Raw genomic sequence first — 18,151 nt, forward strand, 5'->3', positions numbered from 1 at the left:
CCTATGAGAAAGCTCCGTTACGCCGCGGTCGCGCTGGCCGCCGCGCTGCTGGCCGGCTGCGGCTCGGCCACGCCCGAGCCCGTGGTGCCCGCGGCGGTGGCGCAGACGGCGCCGCCCGCCGCCGAGGCCCGGTACAACGACGTCGACGTGGCGTTCCTGCAGATGATGGTCGCCCACCACGGGCAGACGCTGGAGATCCTCAAGCTGGCCCGCACCCGCGGCACCGACGAGCGGGTGGCGCTGCTGGCCGCGGCGATCGAGGCCACCCAGCAGACCGAGCTGGAGGTCATGCGGGGCTGGCTGACCGGCTGGGGCGAGCCGCTGACCGGCTCGGCGTCGCACGCCGCGCACGCCTCGCACAGCGCGGACGGGGCGCTGCCGATCACCGCCGCCGACGAGATGGCGTCGCTGCGCAAGGCGAGCAAGGCGCAGTTCCAGGTCACCTTCCTCAACGTCCTGATCGGCCATCAGCACAACGCGATCGAGATGGCCCGCACGGAGGCGGGCGGCGGTGTCAATCCGCAGGCCAAGGACCTCGCCAACCGGATCGACCGGTCCCGTACCGAGCAGATCAAGCAGCTGCTCGCCATGGTCTCCGGCTGAGCGAGCCGGGCTCCGCCCACGCGTCCTCTCCCTTCGCGTGGGCGGAGCCCGGTCCGCACCGCCCCCACGAAGTCATCAACCGTTGATATGATTGATCGTCGTCTCTGGACGACGGCTCGGCCACATCACGGGAGGATGCGCCATGAACACCCAGACCCTGCCCGGCTTCGTCACGGCACACCTCGGCCAGGCCGTGGGCGCCTACTACGACCGGACCGCCGACCTCTACGCGCAGCTGTGGGGCGACGACATCCACCTCGGTTACTGGGACGCGGGCGAGCGCCCCGCCACCGCCGCCGACCGGCGGCCGGCCACCGAGCGGCTGATCCGGGAGCTGGTCGGGTTCGCCGGGATCGCGCCCGGGTCGCGGGTGCTCGACGTCGGCTGCGGCCACGGCGGCCCGGCGCTCTACCTGGCCGGACGGCTGGGCTGCGAGATCGACGGGATCACGCTCAGCGGCGAGCAGGTCGGCCGGGCCACGGCGCGGGCGGCCGAGGAGGGCCTGTCCGGGCGGACCGGGTTCCGGGTGGCCGACGTGCTCGGCGGCGGCATCGCCGAGGGGGCGTACGACGTGGTGTGGGCGATGGAGAGCCTCATGCACATCCCCGACCGGCCCGCGTTCTTCGAGGTGGCGCTGCGGGCGCTGCGGCCGGGTGGGGTGCTGGCCCTCAACACCTGGGCGGTACGCGAGGGCCCGCTGGACGCGGCCGAGTCCGACCTGGTGCGCCGCATCCTGCACAACCAGGTGCTGCCCAGCCTCGACTCGATCGAGGCGCACCGGCGCATGGCCGAGGCCGCCGGGTTCGCGCAGGTGCGCACCGCCGACTGGACCATACAGACCGCCGGGTCCTGGGATCTCGACTTCGCGCAGCTGGAGCAGCCCGCGGGCGGCCGCGCGCACATGATGCAGCTGGCCCGGCAGCGCGGTGCGGAGGTGCTGCGCTTCTTCGCCGCCGTCCCGCTGATGCACAAGGGATTCACGACCGGGGTCGTCACCTGCGGCGCGCTCACGGCGGTCAAGCCCGGCGCGGCGAGGTAGCCTGCCGGGATGGATTCCGGCGCGGTCACCGTCGCGCGCACCGGCACCGTACGCGGTGAGCTGGTGCTGCGGGAGAGCGGCGGGCACTACGAGGTGATCAGCAACGGCGTGTTCCTGATGGACACCCGCGCGGGGGAGTCGGAGCGGCTGCTGGTGCGCGCCGCGCTGGACGCGGTGCCGCCCGGCTCCCGGCTGCTGATCGGCGGCCTGGGCGTGGGCTTCTCGCTGGCAGAGGCCGCCGCGTCGCCGCGTCCTGCCGAGATCGTCGTCATCGAGATCGAGCCCGCGCTGGTCGGCTGGCACCGCGGGCCGCTGGGCCGGTTCAGCGCCGGAGCGCTGGACGACCCGCGGGTACGGGTGGTCACCGCCGACATCGTGACCTGGCTGGCGGGCACGGACGAGCGCTTCGACGCGATCTGCCTCGACGTGGACAACGGCCCGGACTGGACGGTGTTCGACACCAACGCGCAGCTCTACGGCGGGGACGGCCTGGCGCTGCTGCGCGCCCGCCTGACGCCCGGCGGGGTGCTCGCGGTCTGGAGCGCCTCGGCGTCCCCGGCGTACGCCGCGCGCCTGGCGGACGCCGTCGGGCCCGTGGAGACGCTGGCGGTCGAGGTGGCGCGGGGTGAGCCGGACGTCGTCTACCTGGCCCGGCAGAAAGCCAGAGATCGGGTGTAAGAAACAGGGGCCGGTGCGCACTACCCGGTGACGGCATGATCTGAGCCCGAGGGAGCACCCGTGACACCAGACCCAGCCGCGCGGCTCACCGCGCTGTACGAACGACATCACCGGCAGGTGTACGCCTACGCGGTCAGCCGCGCCGGCCGCCCGCTGGCCGACGACGTGGTCAGCGAGACGTACCTGGTCGCCTGGCGGCGGCTGGCCGACGTGCCCGCGCAGGCGCTGCCCTGGCTGCTCGGCGTGGCCCGCAACGTCATGCTGGAGCGCTACCGCGACCAGGCGCGGCAGACGGGGCTGGCCGAGGAGATGGCCCGCTGGATCCGCGAGGCCGACGACGTCGCCGACGGCGTCACCGAGCGTGCGGCGACCCTGTCCGCGCTGGCCTGGCTGCCCGACCGGGACCGGGAGATCCTGACGCTGACGGCCTGGCACGGCCTGTCCACGGGGCAGGCCGCGCAGGTCCTCGGCTGCTCCCGGGCTACCTTCCTGGTCCGCCTGCACCGTGCGCGCAAGAGGTTCGCGCAGGTCGTCTCCGCCCAGTCCGCCGTCGTCTCCAGCCCGTCCACCCCCAGGAGAGTCACCGATGAACAACGTGTCGCAACGGCTGGCTGAGGTGCGCCCCGCCGCGCTCGACGGCGATCCCGCCGCCGTGGACCTCGCCGCCATCACCGCCCACCCGCAGCCCGGCCCGCGCCGCAGCGCGCCGCGGCGCAGCCTGGTGCTCGCCGCGACCGCGTTCGCCGCCGCCGTGGCGATCGCCGGGATCAACCAGCTCACCCACCCCGCGGGCAGCCCCGCCCCCGACCCGGGCCAGGTGCCCGGCGCCACCGGCGCGGCCGACGCGCGGCAGTTGCTGCTGGTCGCGGCCGAGCGTGCGGCGCTGCAGGGCGACGGCACCGACCGCTACTGGCACGTGACCTCGCAGCTGGGCAACCGCTACGACGTCGGCGGATACTTCGTGCTCGGCCGGACGGAGCTGGAGGAGTGGCTGCCCACCTTCGCGGGCGGGAAGGTCGTCAAGTGCAGCACCTCGCTCGGTGCCGAGCCCGCCTCGGACGCCGACGTGGCCGCGTGGAAGGCCGCCGGTTCGCCGTCGACCTGGACCAGCCGGCCGCCCGGCGGCGAGCCCGGCCGCGGCCGGGAGCTGTCGGCCGCGCCCGGTCAGCGCAAGTGCGGCGGCGGCCCGGAGAAGACGTACCAGCTCGGCGGCGCCGACCTTACGCCCGCGCAGGTGCTGGAGCTGCCCGCCGACCCTGCGGCGCTGAAGGAGATGATCCTGAGCAGCGACGCGGCCCAGCGCACCGCCGAGGGCTACCAGCCGCAGGATCTCGGCCGTTACCAGAGCGAGGTGCTGTTCTCCGCGGCCGTCGAGCTGCTGCTGCGGATACCGGTCAGCGCCCCGGTCCGCAGCGCGGCCTACACGATGCTCGCGGACCTGCCGGGTATCACCACGTTCGCGCAGGTGACGGACCAGCTCGGCCGCCCCGGGGCCGGCGTGGAGTACACGTTCCGCAACGCCGACGGCCCCGACCAGACGACCCGCCTGATCGTCGACCTCACCACCGGCGCGATGCTGGCCGAGGAGCACCGCGAGGCGGGCACCACCGCCCTGCGCTACTACACCGTGGTGACCGAGACCGAGTTCGCTCCCGAGGCACCCGCCGTCTCCGCCGCCTGAGCGGTGACCGGCACGGACCGGATCACCCGGCCCTTGCTCGAAGCTCCCGCGATGCCGTTCCGGCGCCGTCGCGGGAGCTTCGAGCGGAGCAGTGCGGTGCCGGCAGCACCGACCGCGGCATCTCGGTACTTCTCGGGGCGGCCTGCCCGACCGGACGACCGCCGTCGGCGATCAGCGCCTCAGCGGGCGTCGCGGACGGCCTGGCGGCGGGCGCCCGCGCCACGGCTGGAAGCCTGGCGCTTGCGCATGCCGGGGCTGTCCGGGGCCTGGCGGGGACGCTGGTCGCCGGGGGTGGCCTTGCGGCGGGCCGTCGCCGGGCGCGGGGGAGCGGTGTTGCGCTCACGGCGGGCCGAGGCGAGCCGCTCCTGCTTCAGGGCCGCCGCGCTGGCCTTGGCCATGACCGCGAGCTGGCGGCTGACCCGGGCGAGCGCGTCCTCGATGACCTCGGCCTTGTCGCGGTTGCGCTGGTTGACCGGGTTGGCCTTGCCCCGGCCGCCCGACTCGGCGACCTGCGCGCCGGCCTGGCGGCGGTAGAGCTTGACGTACTTGTTGCGGGCGCGGCGCACCCGGTCGTGCAGCTCCAGCAGGCCGTCCTCGTCGAGCGCGGCCAGCGCGTCGCGCTCGGTGCTGCGTACCAGCTCCAGCTCGCTCTCGGTCAGCGAGTTGATCAGCGCGTCCATCGGTCCCCCCGACCTCGATCGACGTCTTCCCAATGCTGCAAAGCCTAGGCCCGCCAACGCCGCCGCACGCCCGGATCACGCACATCCCCGGTGCCGATCCTGCGCGGGCGGCCCCGTCCCCGCCCGACGGGGCGTGTCATGGGGGTACGCCCGCGCAGGATCGGCGCAGCGGCGGGTCAGGACAGGCGCCACCGCTGGTTGCCGAACCTCATCCGCTGGTGCGGGCTTCGATGATCGGCGTTTCGTGTCGAAACGTTGCGTCAGACCTCGGGTTTGGACACGAACTCGCGATCTACCTGTCGGCCCCCGACGCCTCCGCGCCCGGCCCGGCGGCGTCACCCTGTACACCAACCTCGTGCTCGGCGGCGCGCCCGGCCCGCTGGGCGGCTTCTACGGCCCCGTCGACTACGGCTCCGGCGTGGTCGGCTTCCCCGCCACGATGAGCCAGTACCCCGGCGCTCGGCGCGACGAGGGTCGCCACCGTGTGGCAGTCGGCCGCCTGGCCGCTCGACGAGCACACCGGGTCGTGAACGGCGGGCGGCCGGGCGAGCGCCGGACCTATGCTGAGCTCACCGAACATGACCGGATGGGGGATCCGCGATGTCCGTCGTGCTCGTCCATGAGGGCCCCAGCTTCACCAGGGAGCGGTACGACGAGATCGTCCGCCGGCTCGCCGGCAGGAGCCGCATGGAGTCGGTCGCGGACTGGCCGGTCGAGGGACTGCTCGTGCACATCGCGAGTGAGGGCGAGCGCGGGTTCCGCGTGGTCGACGTGTGGGAGTCCGAGGACGCCTGCCGGCGGTTCGCCGAGAAGCTCAAGCCCATCCTGGAAGAGGTCGGCGTGGACGAGCCGGCGAGGCTCTACCCGCCGCACGCGTTCGTATCGGCCTGACCGGCGCCGTAACCGAGCTGTGCGCACCGCCTCCCACCTGGGATGCTGGCTTCCATGACACTGATCCGGACCGCTGTCCTCGTCGGTCTGTTCTCGGCGAAGGAACGTGACCGGGAGCCCCGGCTCGACGGCCTGGAGGCTCGGCTCGGTGCGCTCGGCGTACGCGTTCAGGCCAGGTTCGTCCAGCGCAGGGGCGTGTCCGACGGCGGGGTCCGGCTGCTGGGCTCACCGCTGTCCCGGCGCTTCGTCATCGGCTCCGGCAAGCTGCGGCAGGTCGCCGACGCGTGCGCGGCGCACGACACCGACGCCGTCGTGTTCGTCAACGAACTCTCCGCCTACCAGCGTCGGTGGCTGTCGGCCAGGCTCGGACGGCCGGTCCTGGCGCCGGCCGATCTCGAACGGCATGAGGGCGACCTCGTGGTCGATGAGCCCTCTCGCCGGCCGGGCAGACAGCCCGCCCGTACTCATCGCCGCGTCCGTTAGACGAGTGCCCCAAGGGCCTGCCCGATCACGGACCGGCCCTTGGGCGACGATGACGGCACCAGCGTTGGTACGCGGCCGACTCGGCGACGCGTGCTCGTGGCGGCCCGCTCAGCCGAGGCTGAGCATCAGGTGCTGCTCCAGGTCCGCGGCGGTGTACTGCAGGCGGCCGCGGTGAGTGACCTCGACGCCGTAGAAGGCATCGCCGCGTGGCACGTCTTCGACGCGGAAGGTGAGGTGGCACTCGGCGACCGTCTCCTGGGCGGTCTCGATCGCCCCGGTCGCGACCGTCCGCTGTGCCGCGTCGGTGACGACCACCTTCGCGCCGGGGCGGATGTCCTGGAAGTCGCCCATGCCGTAGCAGGCGCCGCCGGTGTTGATGAACTCCCCGTTGGAGAGGATCACGGTGCCCGTGACAGTGTAGGCATCGGAGAACGGATTGCTGATCTTTCCGCTCTGTGCCAGTGCGAAGACCACACCGGCGATTCCCGCGGCGGCGGCGGCGAGCGCGGCCACGGAGATCAGGATGAGCATGTGACGCCGGGTACGCCGCCTCGTGCGGCGCGCCGGAGGGGTGTCGACGTGCACGTAGGGGTCGATCATCCGCGCACAGTACAGCCGGTTTTCAAATGATCACCGTCCGCTGACCGGGGGAGGCGGCACCACCGGACGGGGCACGCGTTCATGGTCGGAAAGCCTGTTGCGGGCTCGTACGAAGCCCGTCCGGCAGCGGCACGGCCGTCGCGGCATGTCACCGCCACGACGGAGCGAGAAGGGCATGGCGGATGGAGCGGGACGGGGTGCGGGAGCGCCGGGTCCGGATCCGGGTCGCGGGTAACACCGCAGGTCCGGCGCTGTTCGCGCTGAGGGCGAAGGGTTACTCCGTCGAGCTGAGCTACGTCCGTGCCGCACCCGGCGAGTACACGGCCGAGTACGCGGCGGAGAAGGACGGGCGCCTGTTCAGCGCGGATACGGCGGAGGAGTTGCTCGGGCTCGTCGCGATGTGGGAGGTGCGCGGCGACGGCTGGAGCGCGAGCACCGACGACGAGCGGTCCTGGCGGGACGCCCTCGAGGAGGCGGCGCTGGTCTATGACCGCGACGGCGACCTGGTGGGCGAGGACGACTGAACGGCGAAAGCCCCTCCGAAGAGGGGCTTTACCTGTGTTCTTGCTGGTGGGCGATACTGGGTTTGAACCAGTGACCTCTTCCGTGTCAAGGAAGCGCGCTCCCACTGCGCCAATCGCCCGTGCTGTACTGCGAGGTGGAGACGGGATTTGAACCCGTGTACACGGCTTTGCAGGCCGTTGCCTCGCCTCTCGGCCACTCCACCGTGGTGACGCCTTGCGGCGGTTCTCCGAGCGGATGACGAGACTCGAACTCGCGACCCTCACCTTGGCAAGGTGATGCGCTACCAACTGCGCTACATCCGCTTGTCAGTTCGCCCGCCTTCCGGCGTGCTGCCCAACGGATGAGAACTTTAGCCGGTCCCCGGAGGTCTTGACAAACCGGGGTGCCCCCGGCGCGTCACGCGGCGGGTTCGGTGGCCAGGCCGGTGCAGCGTGCGGCCTGGTCAAGGCGGGTCTGTACGGCTCGCAGCGCGTCACCCGTCACCGGCTTGGGCTGTCCGTTGTTCGAGACGACACCGGGGACGAACTTCCGGGTTTTCACCTTCCCGTCCCGGATCGTCACGGTCAGCAGCCCCGTGTCGGTGCTCTTGGACTCGGAGTACCAGAGGAAGTTGCCCAGGCCGTAGTGCACGTACGTGTCGTCCACGAAGCCGTCGGCGAGCAGCACGTGGGCGTGGGTGCCGAGCACGAGGTCGGCGCCGTTGTCGGCCATGAGCCTGGCGAAGCTCTTCTGCTCGCCGTTCGGGCAGGCCTGGCCCTCGGTGCCCCAGTGCATGAAGACGATCACCACGTCGGCCTGCGCACGGGCCTGCTTCACGGCGGCGGTGGCCAGCTTCCGGTCGAACGCCATGGCCACGCCGGGCCGGGTGGCCGTGGGCTTCCACTGCTCCTTCAGGTCGTGTACCTGTGACATGCCGAGCACGGCCAGGCGGACGCCTTTCACGGTGACCAGGTAGGGGGCGTACGCCTCGGTGGTGTTGAGCCCGGCGCCGACGGCCGGCATGCCCGCGGCCCGCGCCGAGTCGAGGGTGTCGAGCAGGCCGATCTGGCCGTAGTCGAGCGTGTGGTTGTTGGCGATCGAGACGAGGTCGATCCCGGCGGCCTGGATGGCGGCGTACGACGTGGTGGGCGCCCGGAAGTGGAACTCCTTGGGCTGCTCGCTGCCCCGGTCGGTGACCGGCGTCTCCAGGTTGACCATGGCGAAGTCGGCGGCGCGCAGCTGCGTCGCGTACGGGCCGAACGCCTTGCCGGGGTTCTTGAGCAGGGCCAGGGTGCGGCCGGTGAAGTGCACGTCGCCGGCGAAGGCGAGGGTGATCTCGGCGGCGGGCGGGCTGGGCGCGGGCGTCTGCTCGCTCACCGGGGTGGGCGGCTGCTGCCACACCGCCGGCTGCTCGCCGGAGCAGGCGGCCAGGGCGGTGACGGCGGTGGCGAGGGTGAGGGCCGTGGCGAGTCGCGCGACGCGGGGGTGGGTCACCGGACGAGCGTACGGGCAGGTGAAGGCGATTCGCATCACCGTGTGCACCGGGGGCGCGACGCGCGGGGGGATACCGAGTGGCGGTGGTCCGGGGGCACCCGCTAGAGTTCTCTCCTGTCAGGCAGCGAGCCGAAAGGCGAGCTGAGGGACATGCGGATGTAGCGCAGTTGGTAGCGCATCACCTTGCCAAGGTGAGGGTCGCGAGTTCGAGTCTCGTCATCCGCTCTCCTGCCGAAATCGCCGGGACCCACGGGTCACCGGCGATTCGTCTTTCCCGGCCCGCCTCCACCGGAGTCAGGGGAGGGGGGCTTCGCCGCGCAGGTAGGCGGCCGGGATGTCGTCGGTGAGCCAGACGCCGTTGGCGGAGCGGTAGAAGGCGTGTCCGGCCGCGGCCATGGCGGCGGCGTCGACGACCAGGATCACCGGGGAGCCGTGGCGGCTGCCCACGGCGCGGGCGGTGGCGGTGTCGCCGGACAGGTGCACGTGGTGGCGGCTGCCCCTGTGCACACCCTTCGCCATGATCGAGTCGAGGTTGCGGCGGGCGGTGCCGTGGTAGAGCAGCGCGGGCGGGGTGACCGGGTCCAGGCCCAGCTCGACGGGCACGGAGTGGCCCTGGCTGGCCCGGATGCGGTCGCCGTCGATCGCGAACCGCTGCTTGTCGTTGTCCGCGACGACGGCGTCGAGCTGCTCGCGGGTCATGCCCTTACCGTGGGCGCGCAACGCGGCCAGGAGGGTGTCGATCGGCACCCAGCCGTCGGGGCTGAGGGTGACGCCGATGCTGTCGGGGCGGTGGCGCAGCACGTACGCGAGCTGCTTGCTCATCTTCTTGAGTTCCATAACGTGGCTCACGCTAGCCCCGCGCGGCCGGGACGTCGATCGGAAAACAGCCCGCTGTGGCGGCGCACGCGGGCGTGGCGGGTTCAGGGGTAGGGGAGGCTGCGGGGTCCGATGATGCGGGCGCCCAGCTCGCCCACGCGGTCCTGCAACTGCCGGTCAGCGGTGGCGACCACCACGACCGGCCGCTCGACGGCGTGCTCGCGGACCAGGTCGACGATCGCGTCGTCGCCGCTGCGGGGCGCGGCGTGCACGCGTACCCCCGGCGCCTGGTCGACGCCGCGGGCCGCGCCCTCGACGACCAGGACGACCTCGACGGGGCCGGGCAGGTCCGGCAGGCCCCGCACGGCGAGCGGGGCGATGGCGTCACGCAGCCGGGTCGCGGCACCGGCGCGGTCGCGCCACCAGCCGTCGGGCACGGAGCCGACGACGTTGGCGGCGTCGACGATCAGCAGTGGCAGGGTCACAGTGCCAGTTTCATACCCAGGTGGCTGCCGACGAAGCCGAGGCTCTCGTAGAAGCGGTGCGCGTCGGCGCGGGACCGGTCGGTGGTGAGCTGGACCAGGCCGCAGCCGCGCTCGCGAGCGGTGTCGATCGCCCAGGTGACGAGCTGCCGTCCGGTGCCCTGGCCGCGCTGGTCGGCGCGTACCCGGACGGCCTCGATCAGGGCGCGGCGCATGCCGCGGCGGCTGAGCCCGGGGATGACGGTGAGCTGGAGGACGCCGACGACCTCGCCGTCCCGTACGGCCACGGCGAGCAGCTGGTGCGGGTCGCCTTCGATCTCGGCGAAGGCGCGCGCGTACGCGGGATCGCCGGGGTCGCCCTCGCGGGTGGCGCCGAGCGGGTCGTCGGCGAGCATCGCCACGATCACGGGAACGTCGGCGGCGGCGGCGCGCCGAATCTCAAGATCACTCACGGGTGCGACGCTATCAGCCTCGATCGGCCGCGAGCTGGCACGCGCCCTCTACGCTGACGCGCATGGACCGTATCTCTCGTCTGTGGGCCGCTGTCGTCACCGGATTCCTCGCCACCGTGCTCGTGCCCGCCACCGCGTGGGCGGAGGAGACCGGCGTCGCCGACCTCGTCCGCAAGAAGAAGGGCATCGGCGGCATCGGCGGCCTGTTCGGCGCGCTGTGCTGCATCGCCGTCATCGTGATCATCGTGGTGGTCGCGCTGTTCGTGATGAAGAGCCGCAAGAAGTAAGGCGAAAGACGCCGGCCCGGTGTGCGCGGGGCACACCGGGCCGGCGTCCGAGAACGTGCGGTCAGGCCGGGACGGTCGTGCGGACCATGGTGAGCACGTGCTCCACCAGGGTGATGAGCACCGTCTTCACCGAGATGCGGTCGCGGGCGTCGGTGAGCAGCACCGGCACGTGGGCGTCCACGTCCAGGGCCTCGCGCACCTGCTCGACGGTGTAGCGCTGCTCGTTGTCGAAGCAGTTCACCGCGATGACGAACGGCGTCTTGCGCTGCTCGAAGTAGTCGATCGCGGCGAACGAGTCGGCCAGCCGGCGGGTGTCGGCCAGCACCACCGCGCCCAGCGCGCCGGTGGCCAGCTCGTCCCACAGGAACCAGAACCGGTTCTGGCCGGGGGTGCCGAACAGGTACAGCACCAGGCTCGGGTTGATGGTGATGCGGCCGAAGTCCATCGCGACCGTGGTGGTGGTCTTGGTGGCGACCCCGGTGGTGTCGTCGGTGCCGACGCCCGCGGTGGTGAGGACCTCCTCGGTCCGCAGTGGAGCGATCTCGCTCACCGCGCCCACGAGCGTTGTCTTGCCGGCGCCGAAGCCGCCGGCGACCAGGATCTTGAGCGCCTGGGGGACCGGTGCGTTGTCAGAGCGCACGGAGTCCATGGATCACCGCCTGCAGGGTCTCGACGTTGGGGAGATGGTCTGTGGGAGGGGGATCGTAACGGGCGATCAGCCCCTCGGAAAGCAGATCACACAGCAGCACCCGGACCACACCCAGGGGCAGGTCGACGCGGGAGGCGACTTCGGCTACCGCGCGGGGCTCCTGGGTGAGCGCCAGGATGGCCTGGTGCTCCGGGCTGGCGGTGTCCACGGCCAGGTTCGCCGTGGCCACCAGGTAGGTGATCAGGTCGAAGTCGACGGTGACGGGGCGCACCCGGCCGCCGGTGACCATGTACGGGCGCACCACAGGCCCGGCCTCGTGGTCCCACCAGGCCGGGCCTTCCTCGACAGGGTCGATCGAGTCAGCCATCGCTGCCCGGCCGGGACGGTGTGGCCAGGTGCGTGCCCACCCGCGTGGCCAGCATCGCCATCTCGTAGGCGAGGATGCCGAGGTCGATGTCCGGCTCCGCCAGCACCGCCAGGCAGGAGCCCTGGCCGGCCGCGCTCACCAGCAGGAACGCGTCCTCCATCTCGACGATGGTCTGCCGCACCGGGCCGCCGTTGAAGCGCTGCCCGGTCGCCCCGGCGAGGCTGGAGAACCCCGACGCCACAGCGGACAGGTGCTCGGCATCGTCGCGCGAGAGACCGCTGGACGCTCCGGTGAGCAGACCGTCGACGGAGAGCACGACGGCGCAGCGAGCCTGTGGCACTCGCGCGAGCAGGTCGTCGAGCAGCCAGTCGGTCGCGGGTCGGGTCGTCGTCGGTACCACGTCAGGCACGTCCTTCCAGGGTGGAGCTGTCTTCCATACCGGCGCTGTCTTGCGGGGTCTGCAAGGGGACTGTGGCGGTGTCTTCCCCGTTCGCGGTGATCTCGGTGCTGGCCTTGGCACGCCCGCGCACCGTACCCGACTGGAACGCGGACATCATCGTCCGGACCTGGTCGGCGCTGCGGGGCCGGGGCACCGGGGCGGGCTCGGCCGCGGCGAGCGAGACGGTGGTCTCCTCGGGCTGGGCCGGCGTGGTCTCGGCGCGGCGCACCCGCTTGGGCAGCAGGGCGGTGGTCTCGTCCGGGCTGCGCTCGGCCAGGTCGACGGTCTTCTCCTCGACCACCGGCGCGGCGGCCGGGGCCTCGATGGCGCGGGCGGCGCGGGGGGCGAAGATGCCCAGCGGCTCGCCCTTGTCGGCCGTGTCGGCCAGCACCAGGTCGGCGGGGATCAGCACGACCGCGGTGATGCCGCCGTACGACGAGGCGCGCAGCCGGACGCTGATGCCCTGGCGGACGGCGAGCCGGGCCACCACGAGCAGGCCCAGCCGGGAGCTCTGCGCGGGGTCGAAGGCGGGCGGCTCGGCGAGCCGGGTGTTGGCCTCGGCCAGCTCCGTGTCGCTCATGCCCAGGCCGCGGTCCTCGATGTGCAGGGCCAGGCCCTGCCCGACGGGCTCGGCGAAGACCCGGACCCGGGTGTGCGGCGGGGCGAACGAGGTGGCGTTCTCCAGTAGCTCGGCCATCAGGTGGATCAGGTCGCCGACGGCGCGGCCGAGGATCTTCATCTCGGGCAGGCGGTCGATGGTGACCCGCTGGTAGTCCTCGATCTCGGAGGTCGCGCCGCGGACCACGTCGATGACGGGCACCGGGTGGCGCCAGCCGCGGCCGGGGGCGGCGCCGGCGAGGATGACCAGCGCCTCCGCGTGGCGCCGCATGCGGGTGGCCATGTGGTCGAGGCGGAACAGGTCCTCCAGCTCCTGCGGCTCGGTGGTGCGGCGCTCCATCCGGTCCAGCAGGGTGAGCTGGCGGTGCAGCAGCGCCTGCGAGCGGCGGGCGATGTTGAGGAAGACCTCGCTGATGCCGCGGCGCAGCACGGCCTCGTCGACGGCGGCGCGCACGGCGGTGCGCTGCACGGCGCCGAAGGCGTGGCCGACCTGGCCGACCTCGTCGGTGCCGACGGCCACGAGTGGCACCTCGGTCAGGGACGGGTCGTTGACGATGGCGCCGGGCTGGCGCAGCGCGGCGATGGCGCGGGGCAGCCGCTCGTGGGCGACCTCGAGGGCGGACACGCGCAGCCGCTCCAGGCGGCGGACCACCGACCGGCCCGTACGCAGCGACAGGACCAGGGAGATGCCGGCGCAGAGCAGGCCGAGCAGGGCCGCGCCGATGGTCTGCACGAAGGCCGCGATGCCGACCTCGTTGGCCAGGTCGGAGGTGCCGCCGGCGGCCGCGCCCTCGGTGGCGTCGAGCTGCTGGTAGATGGCGTCGTTGGCGCTGCGCCAGACGGCGGCGTCGATCGGGACCTTGCCGCCGGGCTTGGCGCTGCTCAGCGACTCCTCCATGGCGTGGAGGCTGATGTAGGTGTCGCTGGTGTAGATCTGCTCGAAGCGCTCGCGGTGCGGCGACTGGAGCCGGCCGACGGCCTCGTCCTGGATCTGGCGGCGGGCGCCGACGGCACGCAGGATCTGGTTCTGCTCGGGGGCGGTGAGGCGGCCGTCGAGGACCGCGGCGGTGATCACCGCGTCCTCGCGGGCGAGCAGCTCACGGGCCCGGCTGACGGCGAAGATGCCCTGGGCGGAGGTGGCCAGCTCGGGATCGGACAGCTGGGTCAGGGGCGAGAACGCCACGTAGAGCGTGTCGATGATCTCGGAGTAGCTGCGGATGACCTCGGCCGGGACGGCCTTGCCGCCGTCGACCTCGGCGCGGATCTGCGGCAGCCCGGCGAGCTTGGTGAGGAACGCGTCGACCAGGGCGCGCTGGCTCGCGGGCAGCTCGTCACGCAGCTTGCTGTCCGACAGGCTGGTGTGGAACTGCTGCTCGCGCTCGTCGGTTGCCTGGCGCTGCTTGACCAGGGCCTCAGCGCCGGGCTTCTCGGCGACCGAGACGCGCCGCTCCTTCTGCAGCTCCACCATCATGCGCTCGCCGTACGCGCCGAAGACCTGCTCGTACTTGCGGGCGTCGAGGAGGTTGAGCGCGCCCTTGGCGCTCACCGCGACACTGAATATGGACAGGCCGGTGATGGCCACCAAGGGCACCACAGCCAATGTCATGATCTTGGCGCGAATGCTCCAGCCACGGTTTCTCACACTGACCACGTCCAAAACACGGTGCACCGTGACGTCGACATCCGGGTCCCGGGGGCCAGCCGGGGCTCGGCGCGGAACCATGACACGCCACAGGTCGCTGTTTGACAATGCCTCCGGGCGATGAACCTAGTCGGCTCGCCCGTTCCTGTCCACTGCGGTGGATGTCCATTGTGGACAAGGTCACCTTGAGCGATGATGTTGTCGCTTTGGGTGCCCGGCTTGGCATGACGGGCGAGGCCCGGCACACTGTCGCACGGCCACCCCTCAGCCCCCGGGAGTTCGTCGATGGATTTCGTGACCATCGTGTCTGCGGCCCTGTCCGTGCTCGGCGCGATCGTCGCCGGCGTGATGACGACCTGGTCGGCACGCAAGTCCAGCATGCTCGAGCACGCCCTGGCCGAGCAGCGGCACCGGGAGAGCAAGGCCGAGCAGCTGGCCGAGGTGCTCAGCCGCTACCGCGAGCCGCTGCTGCTGGCCGCGTTCAACCTGCAGACCCGGCTGCACAACGCGGTCAGCGGTGACTACCTGACCAACTTCCTGCGCCACGAGGACCCCGACGAGAGCCGCTACGCCCGGGACTACACGGTGTACGTGCTGGCCGAGTACCTGTGCTGGGTCGAGATCATCCGCCGCGAGCTGCGCTTCCTGGACCTGGGCGACGAGGAGAGCAACCGCACCTTCAACCGGCACCTGGTGTCGGTCGGGCAGAAGTTCTCGTCGCAGAAGTTCCCGCAGCAGTTCCGGCTGTTCAAAGGCCAGCAGCGGGCCGTCGGCGAGCTGCTGATGGTGACCGGCGGCAACGGCCGCACCGACAGCATGACGTACCCGGCGTTCTGCTCGCGGCTGGACAACGACCCCGAATTCGCGCGCTGGTTCACCCGGCTGCGCGCCGACGTCGACGTGATCGTGGACAGCGACCCGGTGGGCAACGAGCGCCTGCTGCGCGCGCAGCACTCGCTGATCGACCTCATCGACTTCCTGGACCCCGCCCGCACCCGCATCCCCGAGCACCGGGCCAAGCTGGACGACCTGCCCGCCTGGCCGCCGGCCTCGCCGGAGCCCGCGGCGATCTGAGCCGCCCGGTCGCGGCCGCAGTTTCGGGGAAACTGCACGACCGTTGGCGCGGATTCGTGCAGTTTCCCGGAAACTGCAGACTCCGCCGAGCCCGAGACGCCCGTCCGGCGCCGGACGGACGTACCCGGGCCGCGTCACCGCGCGGCGCGGCCCCGCGTCACTGCGCGGCGAGGTCGGGCTGCTCGCCCGTGCTCGGGTCGGCCGGCATGATCGGCGGCGAACCGGCCGCCCGCCACGCCGTGCACAGCGCGTCGGCGACCGCCGTGGCCTGCGAGCCGCTCAGCGCGGGCGCGCTCGCGCTGCAGGAGCCGTCGGCCACCTTGACCGTGAGCGAGCCGCCCCCGGCCAGCGGCAGCCCGAGCGAGCCGTCGGCCTGCCAGGACAGGTCCATCGGCAGCTCGGCCAGGGTGACCCCGGACGGCAGCGCGACGGCGACCGCGTCAACGGCACTGCCCAGCGGGAACCCGGTGGCCAGCTGCGAACCGGCGTTCGGGTCCACGGTTTCGGCCGTGGGGGAGGCGGGCGGCAGGGCACTGCTCTGCGTGGGGGCCGGGCTGGGCCAGACCCCGACCGCGACCGCCCCGGCCAGCACCGGGGTCAGCGCCAGCGCGCCGAGCACGGCGTAGCGGCGGTTGCGGCGGCGCATGCCGCGCCGCTCGATGTCGTCGGCGCCCGACGGCAGGTCGGGCTCCTCGGCGACGAGCGCGGCCAGCGCGGCGCGCACGTCCTCGTCCTCTTTCATACGGGTTCTCCCTCCAGGGCGCCGGACGTCGCCAGCGCCGTACGCAGGTGGGCCAGGCCGCGGGAGGCCTGGCTCTTGACGTTGCCCGTGCTGCAGCCCAGCGCGGCGGCGGTCTGCTCGACCGAGAGGTCCTCCCAGTAGCGCAGGACCACCACGGCGCGCTGCGACGGCTGCAGCCCGGCCAGCGCCCGCAGCAGCACCTCGCGGGTGCCGTCGGGCTCGGCCGCGCCGTCGGCGACGTCGGGCAGCTCGGCGGTGGCGACCTCGCGCCGCCACTTGCGCCGGTGGGTGGCCAGATACCCGTTGACCAGCATGCGGCGCACGTACGGGTCGACGTCGCCGCCCGCGCGCACCCGCCGCCAGCGCACGAACAGCCCGGCCAGGGCGTCCTGGACCAGGTCGTCGGCGAGGTGCCAGTCCCCGCACAGCAGGAACGCCGTGCGGCGTAACGCGCTGCGCCGGGCGGCGGCGTACTCGCGGAAGTCCTCGGGTGTCTCGCTCATGACTGGTCCATGCGAACTCCTGCCGCGCGGGTTGCACGTCCGGGCAGGAGAGATTAGTCAGGCGCGCAGCCTGCGCCAACCCGCCTTCGCCAGGTCGAGGGTGGTCAGCGCGGCGCCGGCGAGCTGACCGGCGGCCTGCAGCGCCGCCTTGCGCGGGCGGCCGCGTCCGCGCCGGGCCGCGAGCAGCCGCTGGAACAGGGCCGCGTGCCGGTCGGCGACCACCGCCGGGTCGAACCGGGCCGCCTTGGCCAGCGCCGCCCGGCCCATGGCCTGCCGCCGGTCGCCGTCGCCGATCAGGTCCAGCATCGCCGCGGCCAGCGCGGCCGGGTCGCGCGGCGGGACCAGCAGCCCGTCCACGCCGTGGTCGATGATCTCGCGGGGGCCGTGCGGGCAGTCGGTGGCGACCACGGGCAGGCCGACCCGCATCCCCTCGACGATGGTCATGCCGAACGACTCCATGCTCGACGACACCACCAGCAGCGAGCCCTCGGCCAGGTGCGGCTCCAGCGGCGTGGTCACCCCCATGAGGCGCACGTGCTCGCGCAGCCCCAGCTCGCCGATCAGGTCGTCGAGGGCGGCCCGGCGCTCGCCGCCGCCGTACAGGCGCAGGGTCCACTCCGGACGCTGGGCGCGGACCAGCGCGAACGCGCGGATCAGGTCGTCGTAGCGCTTGACCGCGGCCAGCCGTCCCGCGGCCACCACCACCGGCGCGGTCACCGTCGACGGCGGCACCGGCGTGGCCGGTACGCAGTTCGGTATCGCGCTGACGTGCACCCCGGGCAGGCGCATCAGCCGCCGGTACGCCGCCGCGTCGGCGCCGGTGGTCGTGGTGACCGCGTCCAGCCGGGTGAAGTGGCGGCGCAGCGCGAACCGCAGCCGGTTGCTGTACGACTGCAGCGTCAGGTGCTCCTGCGCGACGCGTACCAGCCGGGCCGGGGCCTGCCGGGCGATGTGGACGTTGAGCCCCGCCCGGGTCCCGACCACCACGTCCGCGTCCAGCCCCGCCAGGTAGCCGCCGATGCGCTCGTCGGTGAGGGCGCTGTACTGCGCGTACCGGTGCTCGGCAGCCGGGAACACGGTCGAGCGGCGGGCCGTGCCGGGATGGTCGCCCTCGTAGCGGCCGCCGTCGCGGCGCAGATCTACCAGGTGACTCAGGCGCGCCCCGGCCAGCCCGAAGTGCGGATCGTCGCGGTGGCGGAACACCGAGACGACCTCGACCTCATGGCCGGCCATGGCCAGCGCGTTGGCCAGGTTCGCGGTCGTGCGCGCCGTGCCGCCGACCGCGTACGCGTTGTGGACCAGGAACGAGATGCGCATCCGGACACCCCCGTGCTTGCTGCTGTGACATCTCGTTACGCACGGCGCGGCGGCATGGTTGCGGTCCGGTCCGTGATTCATCCGGTGGGCGCGACGTTCGTTGTCGGACG

Annotated in this window: 24 protein-coding genes and 4 tRNA genes; 11 read left to right on the forward strand and 17 right to left on the reverse strand. The window is 72.7% G+C overall.

The genetic code is table 11. From position 1 onward, the window contains the following. The first annotated feature begins 3 nt into the window (after positions 1-3). The 5 genes from Cba03nite_RS23165 to Cba03nite_RS23185 all read left to right on the forward strand — a co-directional run bounded on the left by Cba03nite_RS23165 (position 4) and on the right by Cba03nite_RS23185 (position 4,001). The gene (locus Cba03nite_RS23165; RefSeq protein ID WP_203749956.1) at positions 4-603 is read left to right on the forward strand and encodes a DUF305 domain-containing protein; all 600 of its coding nucleotides are present in this window, start codon (positions 4-6) and stop codon (positions 601-603) included. A 142-nt stretch (positions 604-745) separates the two neighbouring features. After that, positions 746-1,642, forward strand: coding sequence for a methyltransferase domain-containing protein (locus tag Cba03nite_RS23170; RefSeq protein WP_203749960.1), 897 nt, complete (start codon positions 746-748; stop codon positions 1,640-1,642). A gap of 9 nt (positions 1,643-1,651) precedes the next feature. Beyond that, positions 1,652-2,320: a spermine/spermidine synthase domain-containing protein gene (locus Cba03nite_RS23175; RefSeq protein WP_203749962.1), complete on the forward strand. Its 669-nt coding sequence runs from the start codon at positions 1,652-1,654 to the stop codon at positions 2,318-2,320. A gap of 60 nt (positions 2,321-2,380) precedes the next feature. Then, on the forward strand, positions 2,381-2,935 hold the full coding sequence (locus tag Cba03nite_RS23180; protein ID WP_203749964.1) for an RNA polymerase sigma factor: 555 nt from the start codon (positions 2,381-2,383) through the stop codon (positions 2,933-2,935). After that, positions 2,907-4,001 (forward strand): CU044_5270 family protein, encoded by a 1,095-nt coding sequence (locus tag Cba03nite_RS23185; protein ID WP_203749966.1) that lies wholly within the window; start codon positions 2,907-2,909, stop codon positions 3,999-4,001. Before Cba03nite_RS23180 ends, Cba03nite_RS23185 begins: the two co-directional genes overlap by 29 nt. A 179-nt stretch (positions 4,002-4,180) precedes the next feature. Here Cba03nite_RS23185 and Cba03nite_RS23190 read toward each other — a convergent pair whose 3' ends face one another. Further along, positions 4,181-4,681: a hypothetical protein gene (locus tag Cba03nite_RS23190; RefSeq protein ID WP_203749968.1), complete on the reverse strand. Its 501-nt coding sequence runs from the start codon at positions 4,679-4,681 to the stop codon at positions 4,181-4,183. Positions 4,682-4,973: 292 nt separating this feature from the next. Beyond that, positions 4,974-5,261: a hypothetical protein gene (locus Cba03nite_RS23195; protein WP_203749970.1), complete on the reverse strand. Its 288-nt coding sequence runs from the start codon at positions 5,259-5,261 to the stop codon at positions 4,974-4,976. Between the two features lie 20 nt (positions 5,262-5,281). Here Cba03nite_RS23195 and Cba03nite_RS23200 point away from each other — a divergent pair, with 20 nt between their 5' ends. Further along, positions 5,282-5,572, forward strand: a complete 291-nt coding sequence (locus Cba03nite_RS23200; protein WP_203749973.1) for a hypothetical protein — start codon at positions 5,282-5,284, stop codon at positions 5,570-5,572. Positions 5,573-5,626: 54 nt separating this feature from the next. After that, the gene (locus Cba03nite_RS23205; protein WP_203749976.1) at positions 5,627-6,055 is read left to right on the forward strand and encodes an HflX-like GTP-binding protein; all 429 of its coding nucleotides are present in this window, start codon (positions 5,627-5,629) and stop codon (positions 6,053-6,055) included. 108 nt (positions 6,056-6,163) lie between these two features. On the opposite strand, the gene Cba03nite_RS23210 is transcribed toward Cba03nite_RS23205, so the two are convergent. Then, positions 6,164-6,568 (reverse strand): hypothetical protein, encoded by a 405-nt coding sequence (locus tag Cba03nite_RS23210; protein WP_203749978.1) that lies wholly within the window; start codon positions 6,566-6,568, stop codon positions 6,164-6,166. Positions 6,569-6,837: 269 nt separating this feature from the next. Here Cba03nite_RS23210 and Cba03nite_RS23215 point away from each other — a divergent pair, with 269 nt between their 5' ends. Then, on the forward strand, positions 6,838-7,179 hold the full coding sequence (locus tag Cba03nite_RS23215; protein WP_203749980.1) for a hypothetical protein: 342 nt from the start codon (positions 6,838-6,840) through the stop codon (positions 7,177-7,179). 44 nt (positions 7,180-7,223) lie between these two features. Here Cba03nite_RS23215 and Cba03nite_RS23220 read toward each other — a convergent pair. From Cba03nite_RS23220 to Cba03nite_RS23235, 4 genes are all read right to left on the reverse strand, one after another. Continuing rightward, positions 7,224-7,298: transfer RNA gene (locus Cba03nite_RS23220), tRNA-Val, on the reverse strand. A 13-nt stretch (positions 7,299-7,311) separates the two neighbouring features. Beyond that, a tRNA-Cys gene (locus Cba03nite_RS23225) sits at positions 7,312-7,382 on the reverse strand. Between the two features lie 27 nt (positions 7,383-7,409). Further along, a tRNA-Gly gene (locus Cba03nite_RS23230) sits at positions 7,410-7,482 on the reverse strand. Positions 7,483-7,576: 94 nt separating this feature from the next. Further along, on the reverse strand, positions 7,577-8,653 hold the full coding sequence (locus Cba03nite_RS23235) for a CapA family protein (protein ID WP_239125964.1): 1,077 nt from the start codon (positions 8,651-8,653) through the stop codon (positions 7,577-7,579). 152 nt (positions 8,654-8,805) lie between these two features. Between Cba03nite_RS23235 and Cba03nite_RS23240 the strand changes: the two genes are divergently transcribed. Then, positions 8,806-8,878, forward strand: a tRNA-Gly gene (locus Cba03nite_RS23240). A 69-nt stretch (positions 8,879-8,947) separates the two neighbouring features. Here the strand turns inward: Cba03nite_RS23240 and Cba03nite_RS23245 are convergent. The 3 genes from Cba03nite_RS23245 to Cba03nite_RS23255 all read right to left on the reverse strand — a co-directional run bounded on the left by Cba03nite_RS23245 (position 8,948) and on the right by Cba03nite_RS23255 (position 10,403). Then, positions 8,948-9,490: an RNA 2'-phosphotransferase gene (locus Cba03nite_RS23245; protein WP_203749981.1), complete on the reverse strand. Its 543-nt coding sequence runs from the start codon at positions 9,488-9,490 to the stop codon at positions 8,948-8,950. A gap of 83 nt (positions 9,491-9,573) precedes the next feature. Continuing rightward, positions 9,574-9,954, reverse strand: a complete 381-nt coding sequence (locus Cba03nite_RS23250; RefSeq protein ID WP_203749983.1) for a PIN domain-containing protein — start codon at positions 9,952-9,954, stop codon at positions 9,574-9,576. Then, a complete protein-coding gene (locus tag Cba03nite_RS23255; RefSeq protein ID WP_203749985.1) occupies positions 9,951-10,403 on the reverse strand; it encodes a GNAT family N-acetyltransferase in 453 nt (150 codons plus the stop codon). The genes Cba03nite_RS23250 and Cba03nite_RS23255 overlap by 4 nt, the downstream gene beginning before the upstream one ends. Positions 10,404-10,465: 62 nt before the next feature. Here Cba03nite_RS23255 and Cba03nite_RS23260 point away from each other — a divergent pair, with 62 nt between their 5' ends. Then, a complete protein-coding gene (locus Cba03nite_RS23260; RefSeq protein WP_203749987.1) occupies positions 10,466-10,690 on the forward strand; it encodes a hypothetical protein in 225 nt (74 codons plus the stop codon). A gap of 61 nt (positions 10,691-10,751) precedes the next feature. On the opposite strand, the gene Cba03nite_RS23265 is transcribed toward Cba03nite_RS23260, so the two are convergent. Genes Cba03nite_RS23265 through Cba03nite_RS23280 form a run of 4 tightly spaced genes read right to left on the reverse strand, consistent with a single transcriptional unit; the run spans position 10,752 to position 14,369 of the window. Beyond that, entirely contained in the window at positions 10,752-11,339 is a 588-nt protein-coding gene (locus tag Cba03nite_RS23265) for a GTP-binding protein (RefSeq protein WP_203749989.1), read from the reverse strand. Further along, complete coding sequence (locus Cba03nite_RS23270) at positions 11,320-11,706, reverse strand: DUF742 domain-containing protein (RefSeq protein WP_203749991.1); 387 nt, start codon at positions 11,704-11,706, stop codon at positions 11,320-11,322. The genes Cba03nite_RS23265 and Cba03nite_RS23270 overlap by 20 nt, the downstream gene beginning before the upstream one ends. Further along, positions 11,699-12,106 carry a roadblock/LC7 domain-containing protein gene (locus tag Cba03nite_RS23275; protein ID WP_203750189.1) on the reverse strand — a complete coding sequence of 136 codons (408 nt, stop codon included), beginning with the start codon at positions 12,104-12,106 and terminating at the stop codon, positions 11,699-11,701. Before Cba03nite_RS23275 ends, Cba03nite_RS23270 begins: the two co-directional genes overlap by 8 nt. A gap of 1 nt (position 12,107) precedes the next feature. Continuing rightward, on the reverse strand, positions 12,108-14,369 hold the full coding sequence (locus tag Cba03nite_RS23280; protein ID WP_203749994.1) for a sensor histidine kinase: 2,262 nt from the start codon (positions 14,367-14,369) through the stop codon (positions 12,108-12,110). Positions 14,370-14,690: 321 nt separating this feature from the next. On the opposite strand from Cba03nite_RS23280, the gene Cba03nite_RS23285 reads away from it, so the two are divergent. After that, positions 14,691-15,479, forward strand: coding sequence for a hypothetical protein (locus Cba03nite_RS23285; protein WP_203749997.1), 789 nt, complete (start codon positions 14,691-14,693; stop codon positions 15,477-15,479). A gap of 157 nt (positions 15,480-15,636) precedes the next feature. Here the strand turns inward: Cba03nite_RS23285 and Cba03nite_RS23290 are convergent, their stop codons facing one another. From Cba03nite_RS23290 to Cba03nite_RS23300, 3 genes are read right to left on the reverse strand one after another with little or no spacing between them, the layout of a single operon-like run. Continuing rightward, the gene (locus tag Cba03nite_RS23290; protein WP_203750000.1) at positions 15,637-16,221 is read right to left on the reverse strand and encodes a hypothetical protein; all 585 of its coding nucleotides are present in this window, start codon (positions 16,219-16,221) and stop codon (positions 15,637-15,639) included. Then, entirely contained in the window at positions 16,218-16,724 is a 507-nt protein-coding gene (locus tag Cba03nite_RS23295; protein ID WP_203750003.1) for a SigE family RNA polymerase sigma factor, read from the reverse strand. Before Cba03nite_RS23295 ends, Cba03nite_RS23290 begins: the two co-directional genes overlap by 4 nt. Before the next feature lie 57 nt (positions 16,725-16,781). After that, positions 16,782-18,041 (reverse strand): glycosyltransferase, encoded by a 1,260-nt coding sequence (locus tag Cba03nite_RS23300; RefSeq protein WP_203750005.1) that lies wholly within the window; start codon positions 18,039-18,041, stop codon positions 16,782-16,784. Between the last annotated feature and the right edge of the window lie 110 nt (positions 18,042-18,151).

The sequence above is a fragment of the Catellatospora bangladeshensis genome (assembly GCF_016862575.1).
Classification (GTDB): Bacteria; Actinomycetota; Actinomycetes; order Mycobacteriales; family Micromonosporaceae; genus Catellatospora; species Catellatospora bangladeshensis.

What these genes read in the sequence shown, in the direction of transcription:
- Cba03nite_RS23280 (WP_203749994.1), bottom strand. Translation starts at nt 14,369, where the DNA reads ATGACATTGGCTGTGGTGCCCTTGGTGGCCATCACCGGCCTGTCCATA.
- Cba03nite_RS23245 (WP_203749981.1), bottom strand. Translation starts at nt 9,490, where the DNA reads ATGGAACTCAAGAAGATGAGCAAGCAGCTCGCGTACGTGCTGCGCCAC.
- Cba03nite_RS23290 (WP_203750000.1), bottom strand. Translation starts at nt 16,221, where the DNA reads ATGAAAGAGGACGAGGACGTGCGCGCCGCGCTGGCCGCGCTCGTCGCC.
- Cba03nite_RS23205 (WP_203749976.1), top strand. Translation starts at nt 5,627, where the DNA reads ATGACACTGATCCGGACCGCTGTCCTCGTCGGTCTGTTCTCGGCGAAG.
- Cba03nite_RS23195 (WP_203749970.1), bottom strand. Translation starts at nt 5,261, where the DNA reads ATGTTCGGTGAGCTCAGCATAGGTCCGGCGCTCGCCCGGCCGCCCGCC.
- Cba03nite_RS23190 (WP_203749968.1), bottom strand. Translation starts at nt 4,681, where the DNA reads ATGGACGCGCTGATCAACTCGCTGACCGAGAGCGAGCTGGAGCTGGTA.
- Cba03nite_RS23300 (WP_203750005.1), bottom strand. Translation starts at nt 18,041, where the DNA reads ATGCGCATCTCGTTCCTGGTCCACAACGCGTACGCGGTCGGCGGCACG.
- Cba03nite_RS23215 (WP_203749980.1), top strand. Translation starts at nt 6,838, where the DNA reads ATGGAGCGGGACGGGGTGCGGGAGCGCCGGGTCCGGATCCGGGTCGCG.
- Cba03nite_RS23185 (WP_203749966.1), top strand. Translation starts at nt 2,907, where the DNA reads ATGAACAACGTGTCGCAACGGCTGGCTGAGGTGCGCCCCGCCGCGCTC.
- Cba03nite_RS23170 (WP_203749960.1), top strand. Translation starts at nt 746, where the DNA reads ATGAACACCCAGACCCTGCCCGGCTTCGTCACGGCACACCTCGGCCAG.
- Cba03nite_RS23295 (WP_203750003.1), bottom strand. Translation starts at nt 16,724, where the DNA reads ATGAGCGAGACACCCGAGGACTTCCGCGAGTACGCCGCCGCCCGGCGC.
- Cba03nite_RS23265 (WP_203749989.1), bottom strand. Translation starts at nt 11,339, where the DNA reads ATGGACTCCGTGCGCTCTGACAACGCACCGGTCCCCCAGGCGCTCAAG.
- Cba03nite_RS23285 (WP_203749997.1), top strand. Translation starts at nt 14,691, where the DNA reads ATGGATTTCGTGACCATCGTGTCTGCGGCCCTGTCCGTGCTCGGCGCG.
- Cba03nite_RS23165 (WP_203749956.1), top strand. Translation starts at nt 4, where the DNA reads ATGAGAAAGCTCCGTTACGCCGCGGTCGCGCTGGCCGCCGCGCTGCTG.
- Cba03nite_RS23200 (WP_203749973.1), top strand. Translation starts at nt 5,282, where the DNA reads ATGTCCGTCGTGCTCGTCCATGAGGGCCCCAGCTTCACCAGGGAGCGG.
- Cba03nite_RS23175 (WP_203749962.1), top strand. Translation starts at nt 1,652, where the DNA reads ATGGATTCCGGCGCGGTCACCGTCGCGCGCACCGGCACCGTACGCGGT.
- Cba03nite_RS23270 (WP_203749991.1), bottom strand. Translation starts at nt 11,706, where the DNA reads ATGGCTGACTCGATCGACCCTGTCGAGGAAGGCCCGGCCTGGTGGGAC.
- Cba03nite_RS23260 (WP_203749987.1), top strand. Translation starts at nt 10,466, where the DNA reads ATGGACCGTATCTCTCGTCTGTGGGCCGCTGTCGTCACCGGATTCCTC.